At 69.7% G+C, this 18955-nt stretch carries 14 protein-coding genes and 1 pseudogene; 7 read left to right on the top strand and 8 right to left on the bottom strand.

Translation table 11 applies throughout. The features are described from left to right. Positions 1-45 precede the first annotated feature (45 nt). Positions 46-2829, top strand: coding sequence for a helix-turn-helix transcriptional regulator (locus CRP56_RS44345; RefSeq protein WP_097275548.1), 2784 nt, complete (start codon positions 46-48; stop codon positions 2827-2829). A gap of 446 nt (positions 2830-3275) precedes the next feature. On the opposite strand, the gene CRP56_RS44340 is transcribed toward CRP56_RS44345, so the two are convergent. The 3 genes from CRP56_RS44340 to CRP56_RS44330 all read right to left on the bottom strand — a co-directional run bounded on the left by CRP56_RS44340 (position 3276) and on the right by CRP56_RS44330 (position 5792). Further along, positions 3276-4034: a hypothetical protein gene (locus CRP56_RS44340; RefSeq protein ID WP_143665017.1), complete on the bottom strand. Its 759-nt coding sequence runs from the start codon at positions 4032-4034 to the stop codon at positions 3276-3278. A 192-nt stretch (positions 4035-4226) separates the two neighbouring features. Beyond that, on the bottom strand, positions 4227-5324 hold the full coding sequence (locus tag CRP56_RS47345) for a hypothetical protein (RefSeq protein ID WP_143665016.1): 1098 nt from the start codon (positions 5322-5324) through the stop codon (positions 4227-4229). A gap of 102 nt (positions 5325-5426) precedes the next feature. Continuing rightward, the gene (locus CRP56_RS44330) at positions 5427-5792 is read right to left on the bottom strand and encodes a hypothetical protein (RefSeq protein WP_097275541.1); all 366 of its coding nucleotides are present in this window, start codon (positions 5790-5792) and stop codon (positions 5427-5429) included. A gap of 962 nt (positions 5793-6754) precedes the next feature. Between CRP56_RS44330 and CRP56_RS47890 the strand changes: the two genes are divergently transcribed. The 6 genes and pseudogenes from CRP56_RS47890 (at position 6755) to CRP56_RS44305 (ending at position 12424) form a co-directional block, all read left to right on the top strand. Further along, the gene (locus CRP56_RS47890; RefSeq protein ID WP_179851385.1) at positions 6755-6910 is read left to right on the top strand and encodes a hypothetical protein; all 156 of its coding nucleotides are present in this window, start codon (positions 6755-6757) and stop codon (positions 6908-6910) included. 22 nt (positions 6911-6932) lie between these two features. Beyond that, positions 6933-7580: an HAD family hydrolase gene (locus CRP56_RS44325; RefSeq protein ID WP_097275540.1), complete on the top strand. Its 648-nt coding sequence runs from the start codon at positions 6933-6935 to the stop codon at positions 7578-7580. Between the two features lie 207 nt (positions 7581-7787). Then, positions 7788-8182 (top strand): annotated as a pseudogene (locus tag CRP56_RS49410) (enolase C-terminal domain-like protein). 258 nt (positions 8183-8440) lie between these two features. Then, complete coding sequence (locus CRP56_RS44315; RefSeq protein ID WP_097275538.1) at positions 8441-9388, top strand: 5-dehydro-4-deoxyglucarate dehydratase; 948 nt, start codon at positions 8441-8443, stop codon at positions 9386-9388. Between the two features lie 328 nt (positions 9389-9716). Further along, entirely contained in the window at positions 9717-11057 is a 1341-nt protein-coding gene (locus CRP56_RS44310; protein WP_097275536.1) for a gluconate:H+ symporter, read from the top strand. Positions 11058-11086: 29 nt separating this feature from the next. Continuing rightward, positions 11087-12424, top strand: coding sequence for an enolase C-terminal domain-like protein (locus CRP56_RS44305; RefSeq protein WP_097275534.1), 1338 nt, complete (start codon positions 11087-11089; stop codon positions 12422-12424). A gap of 230 nt (positions 12425-12654) precedes the next feature. Here CRP56_RS44305 and CRP56_RS47885 read toward each other — a convergent pair whose 3' ends face one another. From CRP56_RS47885 to CRP56_RS44285, 5 genes are all read right to left on the bottom strand, one after another. Next, entirely contained in the window at positions 12655-12804 is a 150-nt protein-coding gene (locus tag CRP56_RS47885) for a hypothetical protein (protein WP_179851384.1), read from the bottom strand. A 271-nt stretch (positions 12805-13075) separates the two neighbouring features. After that, positions 13076-14593, bottom strand: coding sequence for an aldehyde dehydrogenase (locus tag CRP56_RS44300; protein WP_218878127.1), 1518 nt, complete (start codon positions 14591-14593; stop codon positions 13076-13078). Further along, the gene (locus CRP56_RS44295) at positions 14590-15501 is read right to left on the bottom strand and encodes an SAM-dependent methyltransferase (protein WP_179851383.1); all 912 of its coding nucleotides are present in this window, start codon (positions 15499-15501) and stop codon (positions 14590-14592) included. Before CRP56_RS44295 ends, CRP56_RS44300 begins: the two co-directional genes overlap by 4 nt. A 228-nt stretch (positions 15502-15729) precedes the next feature. Further along, the gene (locus CRP56_RS44290; protein ID WP_097275529.1) at positions 15730-16305 is read right to left on the bottom strand and encodes a TetR/AcrR family transcriptional regulator; all 576 of its coding nucleotides are present in this window, start codon (positions 16303-16305) and stop codon (positions 15730-15732) included. A 219-nt stretch (positions 16306-16524) separates the two neighbouring features. Further along, entirely contained in the window at positions 16525-18786 is a 2262-nt protein-coding gene (locus tag CRP56_RS44285; protein WP_097275527.1) for an ATP-binding protein, read from the bottom strand. Positions 18787-18955: the final 169 nt, after the last annotated feature.

Raw genomic sequence — 18955 nt, 5'->3', positions numbered from 1 at the left:
CAGCACCCGTATGTCGATACCCCGGCTCTTGGAGACAGCAACTCGATGAACGATCTGGACCTGGCCTCGCGCCCCGCTTCCGGGCAGCTGATCGGACGAGACGAGGATCTGGAGTTCGTGCGATCCCACTTCGACGACTCCCGTCACGGGGCGGCCCTGTTGCTGTCGGGTGAGGCGGGCATCGGCAAGACCGCGATCCTCGACGCCGTGGCCGCGCAGGCCACGCTGAACGGCGCGCGTGTGCTGCGGGTGAGCGGTGTGCAGTTCGAGACGGACATCAGCTACGCCGGTCTCAACCAGCTGCTGGTTCCCCTGTTTGAATCTTTCGACCTGCTGGACCCGGGCCACCGGGACGCCCTCAAGGTCGCGGTGGGTATCGGCAGCGGACCGCCTCCCAACCGGCTGCTCACCGCCACCGCGGCCTTGCTGCTGCTGCGCAGGATCGCCCACGACACCCCGCTCCTGATCGTCGTCGACGACCTGCCGTGGCTGGACCGGCCCACCACCTTCGTCCTCGGCTTCATCGCGCGACGGCTCGTCGGCAGCCGTATCAGCTTCCTGGCCGCCTCACGCGTGACCTCCGACGGCTTCTTCGAGGCGAGCGGGCTCACCGAGCACCGCCTCCAGCCCCTGGACGACAAGGCGTCGGCCGCACTCCTCACCCAGGCGCATCCAGGCCTGTCCCACGAGATACGGCGGCGTATCGCCGCGGAAGCACACGGCAACCCGCTCGCGCTGATGGAGCTGCCCACCGCCCTCGACCGTGAGCAGCGCACAGCGCCGGGGGTCGTGCCCTCGGTCCTGCCGCTCAGCGAACGCCTTCAGGCACTGTTCGCCTCGCGCGTGGCCGACCTGCCCAGCCCCGACCGCGAGCTGTTGCTGATCGCGGCACTGGAAGGCACCGGTGACCTCACGGTCATCGAGGCGGCCGCCGGCGGCCGCGATGTCATCGACGTGCTGGAGTCGGCGGAACGCGACCGGCTGGTGGCGGTCTCGCCGGTCTCCCACAGGATGTCCTTCCGCCACCCCTTGATCGGTTCCGCGGTGGTGACGCAGGCCACGGCCGCCGAGCGCCGCAGGGCACACCGGGCGCTCGCCGCCGTCCTCGTCGACCAGCCCGAGCGTCGCGCCGGCCATCTCGGTGAGGCGACGACCGGCCGGGACGAGGCCGTCGCCGCGCTGCTGGAGCAGGCCGCTCGCGTGCGTCTCGGGCGCGGTGACGCGCTGGGTGCGGTGGCGGCCCTCACGCGCGCCGCGGGGCTCAGCCCCTCGCCGGCCGACGAGAGCCGCCGGCTGGCGGAGGCCGCCTACATCGGCACCGACGCCGGCGGCGACCTGGCGGACGCCTCGCGTCTGCTCGTCGGCGCCCGCCGCGCCGACCCGGCCGTCCGGGAGGAGTCCCTGCACGCGGCGGCCGCCTCCGCTCTCCTGCTGATCAACAAGGACGGGGACGTCACCACCGCCCACCGGCTCCTGGTCGGCGCGATCGAGGCCGGCGCACATGGCTACGACGCCTCGGACGAGGCCCTCGTCGAAGCCCTGTTCACCCTGATCACGCTGTGCTGGTACAGCGGCGACCCGGAGAAGTGGGCGCCGTTGTTCCGCACCCTGGGCCGGATGACGCCCGCACCCCCAGACCTGCTGTGGGCGTGCGCCCAGACCTTCGCCGATCCCGCCCGCACCGGCTACCGCGGCCTGCGCATCCTCGAAGAGCAGCTCGCCGACCTCGGCGACGCCACGCACGTCGTGCGGGTCAGTACCTGCGCGGTCTATCCGGACCGGCTTGCCGACGTGAGGGAGGCGTCCCTGCGTCTGGTCGAGCAGGCCCGCGCGGGCGCCGCGCCCGTCCGCCGACACCTCTCCGCGCTGATCCACCTGGGCCTGGACGACTACTACAAGGGCCGCTGGGACGAAGCCGTGCGCCTGACCGGCGAAGGGCTCGCGCTGTGCAAGGAGTACGGCTACCCGTTCTTCGCCTGCAAGTTCCAGTTCGTGCAGGCGCTGGTGGCCGGAGCACGCGGTGACGTGGAGGCCTGCGAGGCGCTGTGTGAGGAGATCACCGCCTGGGCCGTTCCCCGGGGTGCCCATGGCGCCCGCGCACTGGCCTTCCACGCGCGGAGCCTGGCCGCGCTCGGCAGTGGGGACTTCGAGACCGCCTTCCGGCAGGCCACCGCCGTCAGCCCGCTCGCCCCTCTCGCCCCGTACCTGCCGCATGCCATGGCCGGTGCCCTGGACCTGGTGGAGGCCGCCGTCAGATCAGGACGGCCGGCCGAGGCCGCCACCCACACAGCGGCTCTACGGGAGTCCGAGATGGCGCGGCTCTCCCCGCGCCTGCACATGCTCGAGCTGGCCTGCGAGGCGCTGACGACGTCCGGCGCGGAAGCCGTGCCCCTGTTCCAGCAGGCGTTGTCCCTCCTCGACCCCGACGCATGGCCCTTCGACGTCGCACGGGTGCGTCTCATGTATGGCGAACACCTGCGGCGCCGGCGCGCGACCAAGGAAGCGCGCGAACAACTGGTCCTGGCCCGCAGGGCGTTCGAGAGGCTGGGGGCGGCCCCCTGGGTGCTGCGCGCCAAGGCCGAACTGCGCGCGAGCGGCGTCGCGGCGTCGGCCGGCACGGGAGGCAAGGGGGTACTGACGGCCCAGGAGTTCGAGATCGCGACGCTGGCCGCGACCGGACTGACCAACAAGCAGATCGCGGAGCGCCTCTTCCTGTCACACCGAACGATCGGCGCGCACCTCTATCAGATCTACCCCAAACTGCACATCGGCTCCCGGGCCGCCCTCCGGGACGCCCTCGCCGCCCTCGCTCTGGAAGAGGTCGACTGAGGGCGGGGCGGCTGACGGACACCGGGCGGATGTCACGGCGCCGGAACGGGTGCCGGACCGATGGGGATGGTCGTGGCCAGGGCCTGAGGGATTGCGACGAGGGCGTCGGCGACGGGGCCTTACTTGGTGCCGAAGTCGGCGTCCCTGATCGACAGTAGCTGGCGGGACACGGAGGCTGCACTGTCCCGTGCGAACATCGTCCCGGGCCCGAACCGGGAGACCTACGGTCAGGCGCTGCTTGGACCGTCGGACCGGGCGACGGACCGGAGCTGACGGGCCGGAGCAGCCTCGCGACGGTGGCCCGTCCGCCGGATCCGAGAGGCCGTCAGCCGTTCTCGATGCGGCGGATCTGTTCGTCCGGCGAAGCCGAGGGGACGGCGTGCAGGAATGTGGCGATGACTGTCCAAGAGGACTCCGACACGGTGATCACACCAACCATTCCAAGATCATGGCAGGCCGGATACGGCTGCCCTCACAGGCAGTTGAGCCTCTGAGGCGGGAGGGAGGTTGGCGACCGTGTAGGCCTCCGCGATGCCGAACATGCTCGCGCAGCGTGGGCACTCCGCCCGGCCGAACAGATGGCGGATGCCCTCGGCGAGTCGGAGTTCTCCGTCGCGGACTGCCGTGGCGTGCATCCATCGGCCCGGGTCGAGCAGTTCCTCGGTTGGCGCCGGCCGCAGGACACGCTGCTCGACGTCGCCCAGATCCCAGTCGCGGATCGCCGAGTAGTGGCCGTAGTCGCCGATGCCGATGGTCACCTCGACATCGCAGTGGGGACAGCACACGGTGTAGAAGTCGTCGGTGAAATCCCCCAGGGCCGCGCTCCAGTGATACTGGCCGGCAAACGCGAGTAGATCGCAGAAGACCCGGTGGTAGTCGGAAGGACGCGTCCGGAGCCGCTGGTCTGCCAGTTCTCGCAAGGTGGCGATGACGTCTGCGCACTCCTCGATCAGAGCCTCGCCGTCGTGGTACTGAAGGACGCACCGCATGATCGCGCCAGCCAGTTCTAGGGCCTGGTCGCTTCTTGGGGCCAGCGTTGCCAGGCGTGGAAGCGCTGCGAAGCCGGCCGAGGACACGGTCTCTCCATGAAGGCAGAGACGGTCCCACAGCTCATCCCATGCCTCCGTGGTTTCCGCGCGCTCGACCTGCTCCAAGAGCACCGGCACTCGTTCGGTCGCCCCATGGGCATCGACCGCCTGCGTCAAGTCCGTCACCCCAGGCATTCAACCCTCCTACCGGAGCCCGCGGCGCCACGCAGACAGTCGGAGGTGATCTTTGCGGGACAACCCCCTTATCGCGCCCATCTCTCCTTCCGTGAGAAAGCGGCGCCGCGGGACGCGGACGCGCGGGAGTGTGATGCGTCGGCGTACGTGTGAGGTGGTCGGCGTTCGGGTGCTTCAGCGGGCGGAGGACGGCGAGCGGAACGCTTCCTGCCAGGTTCCGTCGCGGGCGATCCGGGTGAGTCGGTCGATGTCGAGCGCGGGTGTGGTTCGTGTGCCGGGCAGGTGGTAGGCGCGGGCGTTGACCTCGCTGACGAGCACCCGGACACCGTTCCTCGACAGGGTGTCGACCCGCCACTCGACGGCTCCGGAGCCGCCCTTCGCCGACGGCGTCCTTGACGTCAGGACACGGGTGCCGTCCGGTGTCGTGCGTGCTTTGGCGAAGAGTGCGGCGATGTCGGCGTCATCCGGCTTCCAGTGCTGCACCGTCACGGCCACCAGGCAGGCCCCGAGTCCGTCGTCAACGGTGAGGTGGCCGAATCCGGGCTGGCCGCCGGCGTGCGCGACGTCCAGCCCCGAAGGCAGCGATCTCTCGATGATCGCGGTGATCCTGTCGGCGGGCAGGGACTGATCGACACTCGGCGCCGCCGGAGCCGGCACGTCGGGCAGCGAGGCGAGTACCGGCCGCCACTTCTCCGAGTCCGCCATGCCGGTGAGTTGCCGCAGCGTGAGGGGCAGAGGTGTGCGGTCTCGGGTTGTCGCGGTTCCCGCACCGGCCCCCACCGTCGATTCCGACAGCACCAACTGCCGTCCGTCCGCAGTGGTGAGGACTGCGGTCAAACGCCGGCCGGCGGACGGACTGGCCCCGTCGAGGGGCTGCTCGTCGGAGATCAGAACAGCTTCGCGGCGCTTCCTGGTGACGCATTTGCTGTAAGGGTTGAGTGCGCTGTCAGGGCAGCCGGAAAACTGGGGAGGAACCGGTGACGGAAGACGGCTGACGGATATTCTCAGATCACCGACGGCACCATTTCTCGTCAGTGTGAATGAGGCTGCGCTCATCGGGCCGTCGTGAGCGGGGGAATTTTCCTGCTTTTGCGCGAGGCTACCTTCGGGGACCAACGCGCGCATGGTGCGGACGAGAGCGGTCCGCACCGTGCCGGAATCGCCGGCCCGCTGCGCCGGGCCGCTCGACGAGGTGCAGCCGGCGGCGAGCAGGAGGCAGGCTGCGGTGCCGAGCAGAACCGTCGGCCGACGGTGATCAGATGACTTCATCACTCCGACTTCTCCGAAAGCGGCCGGCGGACCGAGGGGGACCTGGCCGGCCGCATCATGGGCGGGTGACCGGCCGGGCCCTCCGCTACGGGGTGTCGACTGCGATCAGCAGGGGCGGCCGGAGGAAATGCTGTCGTTGTAGGGGTAACTCAGGGTGTTCCACGTGTAGTTGTTCTGGAACACGCCCTGGATCCCGGAGTAGTTGTTGTCCGTCCAGAGGCACCAGGTACGGCCGCTGTAGTTCTGGATGTAGGAGATGCTGTCCTGGAAGTTCCCGTTGCTGGCGTACGCCATGTTGGGAACGTCGGTGTACTCGTAGGTGCAGCGGTTGGAACTGTTGTAGGCGTCCTCGCAGAGCTTGATCGTGCTAGTCGTCGGCGCGGCCGACGCGGGAACGGCCGTGAAAGCGGTCAGCGCCACGGCCGTCAAAGTGAGGCCGACAGCCGCCGTGGCCTTCTTGGTAAACCGCATGAACACTCCTTCTCGAACGACTCGGGGGTGCCGGCTATTGAGCCGGAGGTCGATGAGCGTCAGCAACTTAAACAACGTCCTCCTGGCCGGACAAGAGATTCATTGCCGAACGAATTTCTGCCGGACGAGGTTCTGTGAGCAGTCTCACGTGACTGAATATTGTGCCTTTGGTTTGAGAATTACTGCCCTCCGGTGACGCGGCGGAGGAGGCTGACATGCGGTGGTGGCAAGCGGATGCGGATCGCGCATGAACGCCTCCCGCTTGGAAGTGGCCGAGAACTGTCGGAAGTTACCGGTCCGGGGGGCGGGGGGTCACGCGAAGAGAGGGCTGCCCACACGTGCGGGCTCGGGCTGTCCCTACGGCAGCGGGATACGTGCCCGTGGGGCCTGCCCAATCGCTTCCCGGCCGGGTGTGCGCAACCCTGGAGGTGTCGCGTTCGGCAGCGGGGACGCCCCCGACCCGGCTGCCGAACGCAGCCAGTGAGCGTGGCGGGCCTTCGGAGGCGGACCGCAGTCCCCATGATTCCTGGGCCGGCATGCTTCCCCCCGCATGCCGGCCCAGGCACGACGTCCTGCGTGCCGAGCCAGGCACAGCCCGCCTGATCCTGTTGCTGACGTCTGCCCCGCCGCAGCGGGGCATCTGGATCGCCGTCGACCGCGGCGGCACACTCGCGCCCGCATCGGACCATCCCGTCGCCGTTCTGGGCGAAGTGGTGTCGCCCGCCCACTGACGGTGTCCACCGAGGAGTGAGCCAGGGACCGAAGGGACCGGATTTCCGAATCTTCGTTGCCCGATCCGCAGAGGCCCTGGGGGAAGGCGCCTTTCACATGACCTGGGTCAGTTTCTGTGCCACAGGTTCGCCGGGCCGTCCCCGGCCGAAGCACAGTAGTAGCGACCTCGTGAGTCCCCACTGCCCCCCTTGGTCCATGCAGCGACTGCGGCGTCGGCGAAAACAGCCGCCGTGGACGTGGAGGACATCGTCGACGACTTCCGGGGCGAGAGCATGAGCGGCACGGGGTCTTCGTGGGACGACCGGACCGCGCTGGACGGGCGCTCCGTGCTGCCGGGTTCCGTCCCGTTGCTCCGGGACCTGATCTCCGGCCGGATCCCGCGATGAACCCTCAGGCTAGGGTCGGTTCATGCGTCTTGCCCTGTTCGACCTGGACGGCACCCTGGTCGACCGTCGTGCCGCGTTCGCGGATGCCATAGCCGAGCTCGTCCACGACCATGCCTACGGGCCGGAGATCGAAAGCTGGCTGCGTGTCGAGCTGGCCGCCACCGCTGATCGCGGCGACTTCGAGCGGCTGCGTGACACGTTCCACCTCAGAGAGTCAGCCGAGCATCTGTGGCGGGTGTACGTCGATCGCATGGCGTCCGCCGTGCACTGCCGGCCCGTCGTGCTCGACAGCCTGGCGCGGCTCAAGGACGCCGGCTGGAGCATCGGCGTCGCGACCAACGGAGCCAGCGACATTCAGCGTGCCAAGGTCCGGGCCACCGGGCTCGCCGATCTGATCGACGGGATCGCCGCGTCCGGCGACATCGACGTGCGCAAGCCCGATGCGCGGCTGTTCGAGCTGGCTGCCGCACGGTGCGGTACGCAGTTGACGCCCGGGGACTGGATGACCGGGGACAACCCCGAGTCCGACATCGCCGGTGGTGCGGCCGCGGGGCTGCGCACGATCTGGGTGCGGGGCCGGGTCTGGCCCGAGGGGCTCGCGGTTCCGCATCACACGGCTGACGATGTCGTCGACGCCGTGGACTATCTGCTGGCCAACTCCACGCCGTAGCGGGGCCTGGTCATGGCATGCGCTCGCGCAGGCGGCGTAGCAGTGCGTGCAGGGCAGGGTCGTCGTTGGTGCGGCGCCGGACCAGGTCCAGTTCGACGGCGGCCGGCGTGGGCAGTTCGAGGGGTTTGAAGACGACCTCGGGGAGCGGAGTTGTGCGGCGGTCCCGGGGCCCAGGGCCACGCCGAGGCCTACGTTGACCAGGGGAGGATGCTGTGGACCTGGTTGAGGTACTGGCAGTGGGACCGGCCCGCCGCACAGCGGATGGGGCGGGCGTTGGAGGAGTTCGGGCTGGTCTGGATCGAGGAGCCGCTCGACGCGTACGACGCCCGGGGCATGCCGCTCTCGCCGCGTCGCTGGACACGCCGGTCGCTTCGGGCGAGATGCTCGCGAGCGTCGCCGGGCACCAGGAGCTGCTGCGGCACCAGGCGGTGGACGTGATCCAGCCGGACGCGCTGCGGATCGATGGCATCACGCGGTTCCTGTGGCGGGCGGCGCTGGCCGAGATCCAGCACGTGCACCTCGCACCCCACCTCGCCATGGAGATCCATCTGCGTCTGACCGCCGCCTATCCGCACGAGCCGCGGGTGGAGCACTGCGGCTGAACTGGAGCCGCTGTTCAACGAGCGGCTGAGGATCAGTGACGGTCGGATGCGCCTGTCGTCGCGGCCCGGCCTCGACATCCCCTCAGCGAGCAGGGCCGCGCCTGGACGCGGGCGGCGTACGTGGTGGGCGCGCGGCCCTGAGCCGACGTTTTTCGGCGGTCGGCACCCCCGGTGCGCTCCGGCCATTGACCAAGCGCGGTCATCACCCTAACCTCCATCCTCATATGTAGATGGAGTCTATATACATGGAGTGAGTTCATGACATTGAACAGGGCGGCTCAGGACGCTGCTCGACGGCTGCGGGACGGCATGGCACGCGGTGTGCTGTCCTTCCCGCTGACCAGCTTTACGGAGGACGGCAGTCTCGATCTGGACGGCTACCGGTCCTATGTGGCGGGGCAGTTGGCCACCGAGCCCGGTGCGGTGTTCCCCGCCTGCGGCACGGGTGAGTTCAGCGCGCTGGACGAGGACGAGTACCGCCAGGTCGTCAGCGCGGCCGTGGAGGTGGCCGGCGGCCGGATACCCGTCGTCGCCGGGATCGGGTACGGGTGGGCGCAGGCCGTGCGGTTCGCGCGGATCGCGGAGGAGGCGGGCGCGGACGCCGCGCTCGTGCTCCCGCACTACCTGGTGAAGGCCCCGCAGGAGGGTCTGGTCGAGCAGGTGCGCCGCATCGCCGCGGGCACCGGCATCCCGCTCATCGTCTACCAGCGCGACCATGTCGCCTTCAGCCTCGAGAGCCTGCGCCGCATCGCCGAACTGCCCACGGTCATCGGCCTCAAGGACGGCCACAGCGACCTCGACCGGCTCCAGCGCCTCACCCTCGCCGCCCCCGACCACCTGCTCTTCTTCAACGGGGCGGCCACCGCGGAGATCCAGGCCCGCGCCTATGCCACGGTCGGCGTGCCCGCGTACTCCTCGGCCGTGCATGCCTTCGCGCCGGAGATCGCCGACGCCTTCTTCGCCGCCTTGAACAGCGGTGACGACGGCACGGTCGACTGGCTGCTGCGCGACTTCTACGTCCCGCTGGTCGAGCTGCGGGACCGAGTGCCGGGCTACGCGGTCTCGCTGGTGAAGGCCGCGGCGCGGCTGCGAGGCAAGCCGGTCGGCCCGGTCCGGGCCCCGCTGACCGATCCCGGCGCGCAGGACCTCGCCGAGTTGGAGAAGCTCCTGGAGACGGGGCTGGGGATGGTCGGCGCGGCGCGCTGAAACGCCCGGGTGCGGGGCGTCGGCGAGGCCCTCCTGCCCGCCTTCGGCCTCACCACCCGCGGACCCCCTGCTCCGGCCCGCCGGCACAACACCCCACGGCGAGCCCTCCCGCCTGCCTGCCGCCACATCCCGGATGGCCGGCGAACCCCACGGTGAACCGACACCCCGGCAGACCTCCAGCCCGCCTGCCGCACCCCCTCCGGCGGGCCTCCCCCACCACGGCCCCACCGTGCCCCGTCCCGCCCCCACCTCACCACGACAGACGACCACCGCCTGCCGCGCGGGCGCCCGGTCGTCAACTGCGCACAGTTCAAAGGGGAACTGACCCATGCCTCTCGTCGTCGTCGGAATCAGCGTGCTGGTCCTGCTGTTCCTCATGACCAAGCTCAAGCTCAACGGCCTCATCGCCCTCCTCCTCGTGGCCGTCGGCGTCGCGCTGGTCCAGGGGATTCCGGCCGCGGAGATCGGAGACACCCTCGGCGAGGGCGTCGGCAGCCAGATCGGCGACACCCTGCTCGTCGTCGGACTCGGCGCCATGCTCGGCCGCGTCATGGGCGACTCGGGCGCCGCGCAACGCATAGCCGGCCGGCTCGTTGACGCCTTCGGACCGCGGCACGTCCAGATCGCCATGGTCATCACCGCCATGCTGATCGGCGTGACCATGTTCTACGAGGTCGCGTTCGTCATCATCGTGCCGATCGCCTTCACCATCGTCCGCGTCACCCGCAAGAACCTGCTGTGGGTGGGCCTTCCGATGTCGATCGCGCTGTCCACGATGCACAGCTTCCTGCCGCCGCACCCCGGCCCCACCGCCGTCGCCGCCACCTTCCACGCCTCCGTGGGCCACACCCTGCTCTACGGCCTCTTCTTCGCCGTCCCCATCGGCGCGGGCATCGCGCTGGTGTGGCCGCGGCTGCCGTTCGTGCGGCGGATGGACCCGGCCATCCCCCAAGGGCTCGTCACGGAGCGGGTGTTCGAGGAGGACGAGCTGCCGGGCATGGGCTGGTCCCTGTTCGTCGCCCTGGTCCCGATCGTGCTGATCGCGGGGGCCGCCGTCGCCGACATGGCGGTGGACGACGACAAGAACCCGGTCCTGCACGCCGTCGACTTCATCGGCTCCGCCCCGGTCGCCCTGCTGCTGACGCTCTGCCTGGCCATCTGGGCGTTCGGTCCGCGCATCGGCCGCAGCCTGGACGAGGTCAGCGCCTCCTGCGTCTCGGCGGCCAAGTCCATGGCGATGATCCTGCTGGTCATCGGCGCCGGCGGCGCCTACAAGCAGGTCCTCGTCGACGGCGGCATCGCCGACTACATCAAGGATTTCACCGAGGGCTGGGACATCTCACCCATCATCCTGGCCTGGCTCATCGCCGCGATCCTGCGCATCGCGCTCGGCTCGGCGACGGTCGCCGTCGTCACCGCCGCCGGTGTGGTGGCCCCGCTCGTCGCGGGCAGCGGTGTCCACCCAGAGCTGATGGTGCTGGCCGTCTCCTGCGGCTCCATCGCCTTCAGCCACGTCAACGACCCCGGCTTCTGGATGTTCAAGGAGTACTTCAACCTGTCCGTCGTCGACGCGATCAAGGCGCGTACGACGTACACGACCGTGCTGGCGATCCTCGGCCTGGGCGGCGTACTCGCCGTCGAACGCGCCCTGGACGCCCTGAGTATCTGAACCGACCTCCCCAGCCCCAAGGACGTGCCATGACCAGCCGCACCCAGCCCACCGTCACCGCCTTCGCCGTCTATCCCGTCGCCGGGCGGGACTCCATGGAACTGAACCTCTCCGGCGCCCACGGCCCCTACTTCACCCGCAACGTGGTGGTGCTGACCGACTCCGAAGGCCGCACGGGGCTGGGTGAGGTGCCCGGCGGCGAGAAGATCACGCAGACGCTGCGGGACGCCGAGTCGCTGGTCATCGGCGCGCGCGTCGGTGACTACAAGCGGGTCCTGCGGGAGATCGGGGACCGGTTCGGCGACCGTGACTCCGGCGGCCGCGGCCTGCAGACCTTCGACCTGCGCACCACCGTCCACGCCGTCACGGCCGTCGAGTCCGCGCTCCTCGACCTCCTCGGACAGCACCTCGACGTCCCCGTCGCCGCCCTGCTCGGCGACGGACAGCAGCGCGATTCAGTACGGGTCCTCGGCTACCTCTTCTACGTCGGCGACCCCGACCGCACGGATCTGGAGTACGTCCGCGAACCCGACGCGGACGTGGAGTGGTACCGCATCCGGCACGAGGAGGCGCTCACCCCCGAGGCGATCGTCCGCCAGGCGGAGGCGACCTACGCGCACTACGGCTTCCGGGACTTCAAGCTGAAGGGCGGGGTGCTGAAAGGCGCGGAGGAGGTCAAGGCGATCCGGGCGCTGAAGGACCGCTTCCCCGACGCGCGGATCACCCTTGACCCCAACGGGGCGTGGTCCCTGCGCGAGGCGGTCGAGCTGTGTGCGCCGCTCGTCGGCACCCTCGCCTACGCCGAGGACCCGTGCGGGGCGGAGGACGGCTACTCGGGGCGGGAGATCCTCGCGGAGTTCCGCCGGGCCACCGGCCTGCCCACGGCCACCAACATGATCGCCACCGACTGGCGGCAGCTGACCCATGCCCTGGCGCTTCAGTCGGTGTCCATCCCGCTGGCCGACCCGCACTTCTGGACCATGCAGGGCTCGGTACGGGCGGCGCAGTTGTGCAACGCGATGGGACTGACCTGGGGTTGCCACTCCAACAACCACTTCGACATCAGCCTGGCGATGGTCGCGCACTGCGGGGCTGCGGCGCCCGGTGAGTACAACGCGCTCGACACCCACTGGATCTGGCAGGAGGGTCTGGAACGGCTCACGGTCGCCCCGCCGCGCATCGTCGGCGGCGAGATCGCGATCCCCCGGGCGCCCGGTCTCGGCGTCCAGCTCGACACCGATCGTCTCCTCGCCGCACACGAGCTCTACCGCGAGAAGGCCCTGGGCGCCCGCGACGACGCGATCGGCATGCGCTACCTCGTGCCGGACTGGACCTTCGACAGCAAGCGGCCGTGCCTGGTGCGCTGATCAGGTGGTGAGTCAGGGCAGTGCCGGAGCAGGGGTATTGCGGCGCTGTCCGGAGCGGGTAGGCCATGCCGTCGGCGTCGTCCACGACGGGCGGGCCGCCCCACCGAGCACGGCCGGAGCGGACTTACCGCTTCGTGGGTGGCGGACGTCACCGTTGACCGGTGGCCTCACACGCCGAAGGGGTGCCCGGCCGACGTGGGCTGGACACCCCTCCAGTCAGAAAGTGCCTGTCAGTAGTGGGCCCACCACAGGTTGACCTTGATCGCGCTGGCCGAGGAGCAGTAGTACTGCTCGGCGCCCGTGGGGTTGGCGGTGCCGTAGGTGGTGTAGTTCCTCTGGTTCTCCGCAGCCTGACACTGGGTCCAGGCGGATACCCCCAACTGGTCGTGTAGTAGGACAAGATGAATTCGTTGTGCAGCGCCGTGGGAGCTGCCGAAGCCGAGCCGGCGGTTGCCGCGAGCAGGCCGACGGCAGCGGTGGCGGCCAGTGCAATTCCGGTGGAGGTTCGCATGAGCTTCTTGATCATGCCCGCAGTAAATCTATTGACACCCTGTCATCACAAGAGATGAAAGCATCAACGAATTTCATCGATAAAAGGTTCTGCAACACTGAAAAAAATCTTATGGGGCTTTCCGTGCCCGGTGACGGCTCTCAAGGCGTCGGCATGAAGACAGATTTCGTCTCCAGGAAGCTCTCCAGCCCCTCGGGTCCGCCCTCCCTACCGATCCCGGACAACTTGCGGCCGCCGAAGGGCACATTCGGTGACATCTCGAAACCGTTCACGGCGAGGTGGCCGGCCCGCACCCGCAGCGCCACCTCGAACGCGGTGTCGGCGTCCGCCCCGTACACACTTCCGCTGAGTCCGTAGTCCGTGTCATTGGCGATGCGTACGGCGTCGTCCACGTCGTCGTAAGCCTGCAATGTGATCACTGGGCCGAAGATCTCCTCACGCGCGATGGTCATATCGGCCGTGACGTCGGTGAAGACGGTGGGATCGATGTAGTGCCCCCGGCCGAAACCGGGCCGCCTGCCACCTCCGGTCAGCAGGCGGGCGCCCTCACGGCGGCCTGTGTCCGTGTAGGCGAGGACGCGGGCGTACTGGCGTGCGTTGAGCACCGGCCCGACGTCGGTCGCCGGGTCCCAGGGATCACCGACGGTCAGCGTCTCGACCGCTGCGACACATGCCTCCTCCACCTCGGCCATGCGGTGCCGCGGAGCCAGCACCCGGGTCTGTGCGAAGCAGATCTGCCCGGAGAACGGCATCGCCAGCGGGACGAGGGCAGGCATTACCGTGGCGGGATCGGCGTCGTCGAGGAGGATCGCGGCGGATTTGCCGCCCAACTCCAGCGTCGTGCGGGCCATGCGCCGGGCGGCCACCTCGGCAATACGTGTGCCCACGGCCAGGCTGCCGGTGAAACTTATCTTGTCCACCCCGGGGTGGGCGACCAGGCGGGCGGACTGCTCCGCGTCGGCCGTCACCACATTGACGACACCCGGAGGAAGGCCGGCGGCGATCGCGCACTCGGCCATGACCAGCGCTTCCAGCGGGCTTTCGACCGGTGATTTCAGCACGACGGCGCACCCGGCGGCCAGAGCGGCGCCGACCTTGTGCGCGAAGATGCCGAAGGTGGCGTTCCAGGGTGCGATCAGCGCGGCCACGCCCACCGGTTCACGCAGCACCCGCGCGTGGCCGCGGCGGGTGGGGCGCCGGTCGGCGAAGGAATAGGTGCCGGCGAGCTTGGCGAAGAAGTCGAGGCGGCTTTCGCCTGCCCCGATGAGGCCCTGGGCGAAGCTGACAGGTGCCCCGACCTGCGCGGTCCACAGCGCCGTCAGCATGGGCAGTCGCCGACGGACCTCCTCGGTGAAGCGCGCGAGGTAAGCAGCACGTTCGGTGGCGGGCATCCGCGGCCAGGGGCCGTGGTCGAAGGCGCTACGGGCCGAAGCGACGGCCCGGTCCACGTCACTCTCGTCGGCGAGCGGGAGGTCCAGGGTGGGTTCCTCCGTCGACGGCGAGGTCAGCGTGACTCGGCGTCCGGAGTCCGCGCGCACCCACCGGCCGCCCAGCGGGAAGCAGTGCAGGAACTCGTCCGGCAGATCGAGAGGGAAGCGCGCTGTCCCCGCGGCCGTCGAGGTGGCAGGGGTCTGCATGGCCCGGTCCGCGGCGCTCATGCGGCCACGGGCCTGGGTGCGGCGGAGCAGGTGGCGAAGATCCACCGGTTGGCGGCCAGCGCGTCGTCCGGAGCCGGCTGGGGACCGCGCCCGTACTGACGTGTGAAGTCGAAGGGGGTGTACACGTCGCTCCTCCAGCCCAGGGCCGCCAGTTCGGCGACGGTTTGTGGACGTGCCTCAACGCTCAGCAGGGTCAGCAGATCGATCCCCGTCCGCTCCCGCACGGCCGCGTAAATGGGGTAGTCCCGTTGTGCCACCGCATCGACCCCGTGTTTGACCTCGCAGCCGAGCATGCTTCCGGGGGCGCTGTGTGTGTCGAGGATCCGCAGGAGATCCCGCTCCGCCGCGGGCGGCAGATAGGGCAGCAGCCCCTCGGCGAGCCATGCTGTCGGGCGGGTGGGATCGAAGCCGGCGGCGATCAGCGGGCCGGTCCAGTCCTGCCGGAGGTCGACGGGCAGGGCGACGCGTGCGGCACGCGGTACGGCGTCGCGCGCGTCGAGCACGGACTGCTTGAAGCGGAGCACGTCCTCGTGGTCGATCTCGAAGACCGTGGTGCCCTCCGGCCACGGCAGGCGATGGGCGCGCGTGTCGAGGCCGGCGCCCAGGACGACCACCTGACGGCAGTTGTGGGCCGCTTCTATGAGGAAGTCGTCGAACGCCCGGGTGCGCAGCCCGAAGAAGCGGGCGAGCCGACCCCACAGCGGATCCGCGTCGCCGTCCGGCACCTGGCCCGTGTGGGTGGGCCAGTCGGCACATCCCGGCGCCGCCTCCAAGAAGGCCCGCGCGTAGGTATCCCGGGCCAGGGCGTCGGTCCGCGACGCCTCGATCGATCGTCCCGCGGCAACGAGAAACGCGGTCATCCCCACACCGGCCACTCCTGTACCGCTCACCTGTTCTGTGCCGGTCATCGTGCTCCTTGCTCCATCGGCGGTGCCGGCACGGGTCGCGTGCGCCGCCGGGGCCGCCCCGTCGGCACGAGATCGCTCGCACGCCCCACATCCAGACACCTTCTCCGCTGAAACGTTTGCGGCGATGACCCGGGTTCACACCTTCAGATGCCCAGGCCTGGTGGTGTGACCCGAGTCACCGCCGCAAACGTTTGGACTCTCGAAGCGACCCCGACTCGGATCCGTGTCTCAGTCCAGTGCTCGCAGTGCGCCGGTGACCGCCGACTCCAGGAACGTCCGGTCCGCGCGGGCCCGTTCCATGACGTGGATGCCCTGGATGAACGTGGTCAGGAAGCGGGCGCAGTGCACCGGGTCGACCGCGCCGTGCAGTTCGCCTCTCGTCCTGGCCTGGTGCAGGGCCTCGGTCAGCACGGATTCCACGGCGTTCAACGTCATGCGTACTTGTTTCACCGTGCCGTCGTGGCTTGCTCGTTCAGTGGTCGCGCCGACCAGCAGACAGCCCTGTTCGGGGGCCGCCAGGTCGGTCGTGATCATGGTGATCAGCAGAGCGCGCAGTGCCGTGCGGATGTCTGCGCCGGTGTGCACGTCCCGTTCGAGGGTCGCGACCAAGCCGTCACAGTAGCGTTCCAGAGCCCGGGCGTAGAGACCGTCCTTCGATCCGAACGCGGCGTACAGGCTGCCGCTGCCGATGCCGAGCGCCGCAGTCAGTTGGGGAATCGGCGTGGCGTGGTAGCCCTGTTGACGGAAGAGCGTCGTGGCCTGTTCCACTGCCCCGTCCAGGTCGAACGCGCGGGGGCGGGCCACGTCAGGATCCTTCCTTCGGCGGGGTCACCGCGTGGCAGCGAAAGAGTCGATGATGCGTCGAGGGTTCCTGCTTCGAGGGCCTCGTGGTGGAGAGATGGGGCACGTCGCCGACTCTGGCAGACGCCGCGCGCGGCGGCATGGGTCGGTTGACTGCAAACGTCAGATCCGGTTGCGGTGGCCGTTCGTGTGTCGGTGTGTGCGCACGTGGAGGGGGTGCTGTCAGGTCTGTGGTTCGGGTGCGTGCAGCGACTCCGCGACCGCTCGTACTTCCGCGGCCCGAGGGCTGTTGATCGCGCTCAGGAGTTCGGCCGCCCTGAGCAGGGAAGTCCGTGCCGCGAGGAGGTCGTTCTGCTCCTGCTGCACCGTCGCGAGGTGTTCGAGGACCTCGGCCTGGTTGTAGCCGTCGAAGGCCTCGCCGTAGAGCCGCAGGGACTCCTGGTAGTCCGTGGTCGCGCCGTCGAGGTCACCGAGGCGTTGGCGGGCGTAGGCCAGGGTGTCCCAGGCCGCGGCCTCGATGCGGATGTTGCCGTCCCGGCGCAGGAGGGGGATCGCTTCCTCGCAGAGGGCGACGGTTTCCTCGTAGCGGCCCAGCAGAGCGAAGTACCAGCCCACCGCGTTCATCTCGCGGGCCATGCCTCGCTCGTCGCCCAGCGTGCGGTAGATGTCCAGTGCCCTGCGGGCATGGTGCAGGGCCTCCTCGTGGCGTTTCTGGCGGCCGCGGACCCAGCCGATGCTCCGCTCGACGGCCGCCTGCTCCATCGGGGTGATCCGGTCCAGTTGGCCGAGCATGAGCTCGATCTGGCGGTCGGCCTCGTCGGCCTGCCCCGTTTCCGCCAGGGCGCGGGCCAGGTCGGCGGCGTTGCGTGCGACGGCGACGGGATCGTCCAGCGCCAGCGCGGCGTCCAGGGCGACGCGCTTGGTCTCGATCTCGTCGCTCCACCGGCCCATGACGGAGTAGTACGCCACCCAGTTCTGGGTGAACGTCATGCGCAGGCGCAGCAGCCGCGGGTCGTCGACGGAGCGCAGGGCCGACATGACCGTCGCCTCCTCCTGGCGGAACCAGTCGAGCGCCTCCTCGCGGGTGTGCGGGGCGACGCTCACCACTCCCTCGGCCGGGGGGTGGGAGGCCCGCAGAGAGGTGGCGCCCAGGAACCCGTTGGCCTCGTGGGCGTTGTGGCGCAGGTAGTCCAGCAGGCGGGTCCGGGCACCGAGGATGTCGTCCTTTTCGTCCACGGCGAGTTCGGTGCCGTAGGCGCGTACCAGGTCGTGCAGCACGTAGCGGCCCTCCGCGTCTCGCGACAGCAGGTTGGCCGAGGTGAGGCGGCGCAGGTGGCGGCGGGCCTCGGGCATGGGGATGCCGGAGAGGGAGGCGGCCGCCTCCGTCGACAGTGACGGTCCGGGGTGCAGGGCCAGGTGGCGGAAGAACGCGGCCGTCTCCGGGGGCAGAGCCTGGTAGGACCAGGAGAAGACGGCGCGGACGTCGTCCCGTCGGGTGCCGGCCGACAGGACGTCCAGCACGGATTCGGTCTCGCGCAGTTCGCGTAGCGCCACCAGCAACGGGAGCTGGGGTGCGGCGCTGAGTTGGGCCGCGACGATCGCGATCGCCAGGGGCAGGAAGCCGCACAGTCGGACAAGTGCTGCTGCGGCTTGCGGCTCGGCTCGGCAGCGTTCCTCGCCTACGCGTGCGGCGAGTGCGGCCAGTGCCTCGTCGTGTGTCCACACGTCCAGGCCGATCAGGCGGGCACCTTCGCCCACGGCGAGTCCGGTGAGCCGGCTGCGCGACGTGATGATGGTCAGGCATCCCGTCGAGACCGGCAGCAGTGGCCTGACCTGCTCCTCGTCGCGCGCGTTGTCCAGGACGACGATCAGGCGGCGGGTGGCGGTCCGTTCACGGAACAGGGCGCTGCGTTCCTCGGTGCCGCGCGGGATGTCGCCGTCGGGTACGCCGAGGGCGGTGAGGAACCCGCCGAGGGCCTCGGCCGGGTCCAGTGGGTGGCCGGCTTCCTCGAAGCCGCGCAGGTTCACATACAGCTGGCCGTCCGGGAAACGGTCGGCGACCTGGTGTGCCCAGTGCACCGCGAGGGTGGTCTTGCCCACGCCTCCCATCCCGCCGATGGCGGAGACGACGACGTGACCGCCCTCTTCGGCGATCTCGGAGGTGAGTCCGTGTGCGGTCTTCAGCGCATGTTCGTGACCGCGGAACACCGCGAGATCGGGCGGGAGTTGACGCGGAGTGCATCCCTCGGGGCCGCCGGGGGCTCGGCGCAGTGACGCCTCCACCAAGCGGCGCCGGTCCTCCTCCTCCAGTTCCAGGGCGTCCATGAGTTCGCTCAGGGTGGCCTGGCGGGGCAGGCTGTGCCCGCGCTCCATGTCGCTGATGGCGCGCACGCTCACCCCTGAGGCCTCGGCGAGACTCTCCAGTGTCAGCAGCGACCGCTGCCGCGCCTCCCGCAGCAGTCGACCGAACTCGGTCCTGTTCACACCCGCTCCCGGCGCATCCGTTCTGGAATGCCCATTAAAGCAAGGGGGTGGGGTGCCGTGGACGGATCTCGGTCACAGACGTGTGCTGTATCGCGGTTCTGCGGTCCGGGACATTGCACGAGAGCACACAGATGTCTCCTACGAGGAGTGCTGCCCGCATGTCCGGCTG

Source organism: Streptomyces sp. TLI_55 (assembly GCF_900206255.1).
In the GTDB taxonomy this organism is placed as follows: domain Bacteria; phylum Actinomycetota; class Actinomycetes; order Streptomycetales; family Streptomycetaceae; genus Streptomyces; species Streptomyces aquilus.
The sequence above is the reverse complement of the archived record's forward strand: the minus strand, read 5'-3'. Positions and strand labels throughout refer to the sequence as shown.

Coding starts and splice junctions, on each gene's coding strand:
- CRP56_RS44345 (WP_097275548.1), top strand. CDS start 46: ATGAACGATCTGGACCTGGCCTCGCGCCCCGCTTCCGGGCAGCTGATC.
- CRP56_RS44330 (WP_097275541.1), bottom strand. CDS start 5,792: ATGCGGTTTACCAAGAAGGCCACGGCGGCTGTCGGCCTCACTTTGACG.
- CRP56_RS44325 (WP_097275540.1), top strand. CDS start 6,933: ATGCGTCTTGCCCTGTTCGACCTGGACGGCACCCTGGTCGACCGTCGT.
- CRP56_RS44315 (WP_097275538.1), top strand. CDS start 8,441: ATGACATTGAACAGGGCGGCTCAGGACGCTGCTCGACGGCTGCGGGAC.
- CRP56_RS44310 (WP_097275536.1), top strand. CDS start 9,717: ATGCCTCTCGTCGTCGTCGGAATCAGCGTGCTGGTCCTGCTGTTCCTC.
- CRP56_RS44305 (WP_097275534.1), top strand. CDS start 11,087: ATGACCAGCCGCACCCAGCCCACCGTCACCGCCTTCGCCGTCTATCCC.
- CRP56_RS44300 (WP_218878127.1), bottom strand. CDS start 14,593: ATGAGCGCCGCGGACCGGGCCATGCAGACCCCTGCCACCTCGACGGCC.
- CRP56_RS44295 (WP_179851383.1), bottom strand. CDS start 15,501: ATGACCGGCACAGAACAGGTGAGCGGTACAGGAGTGGCCGGTGTGGGG.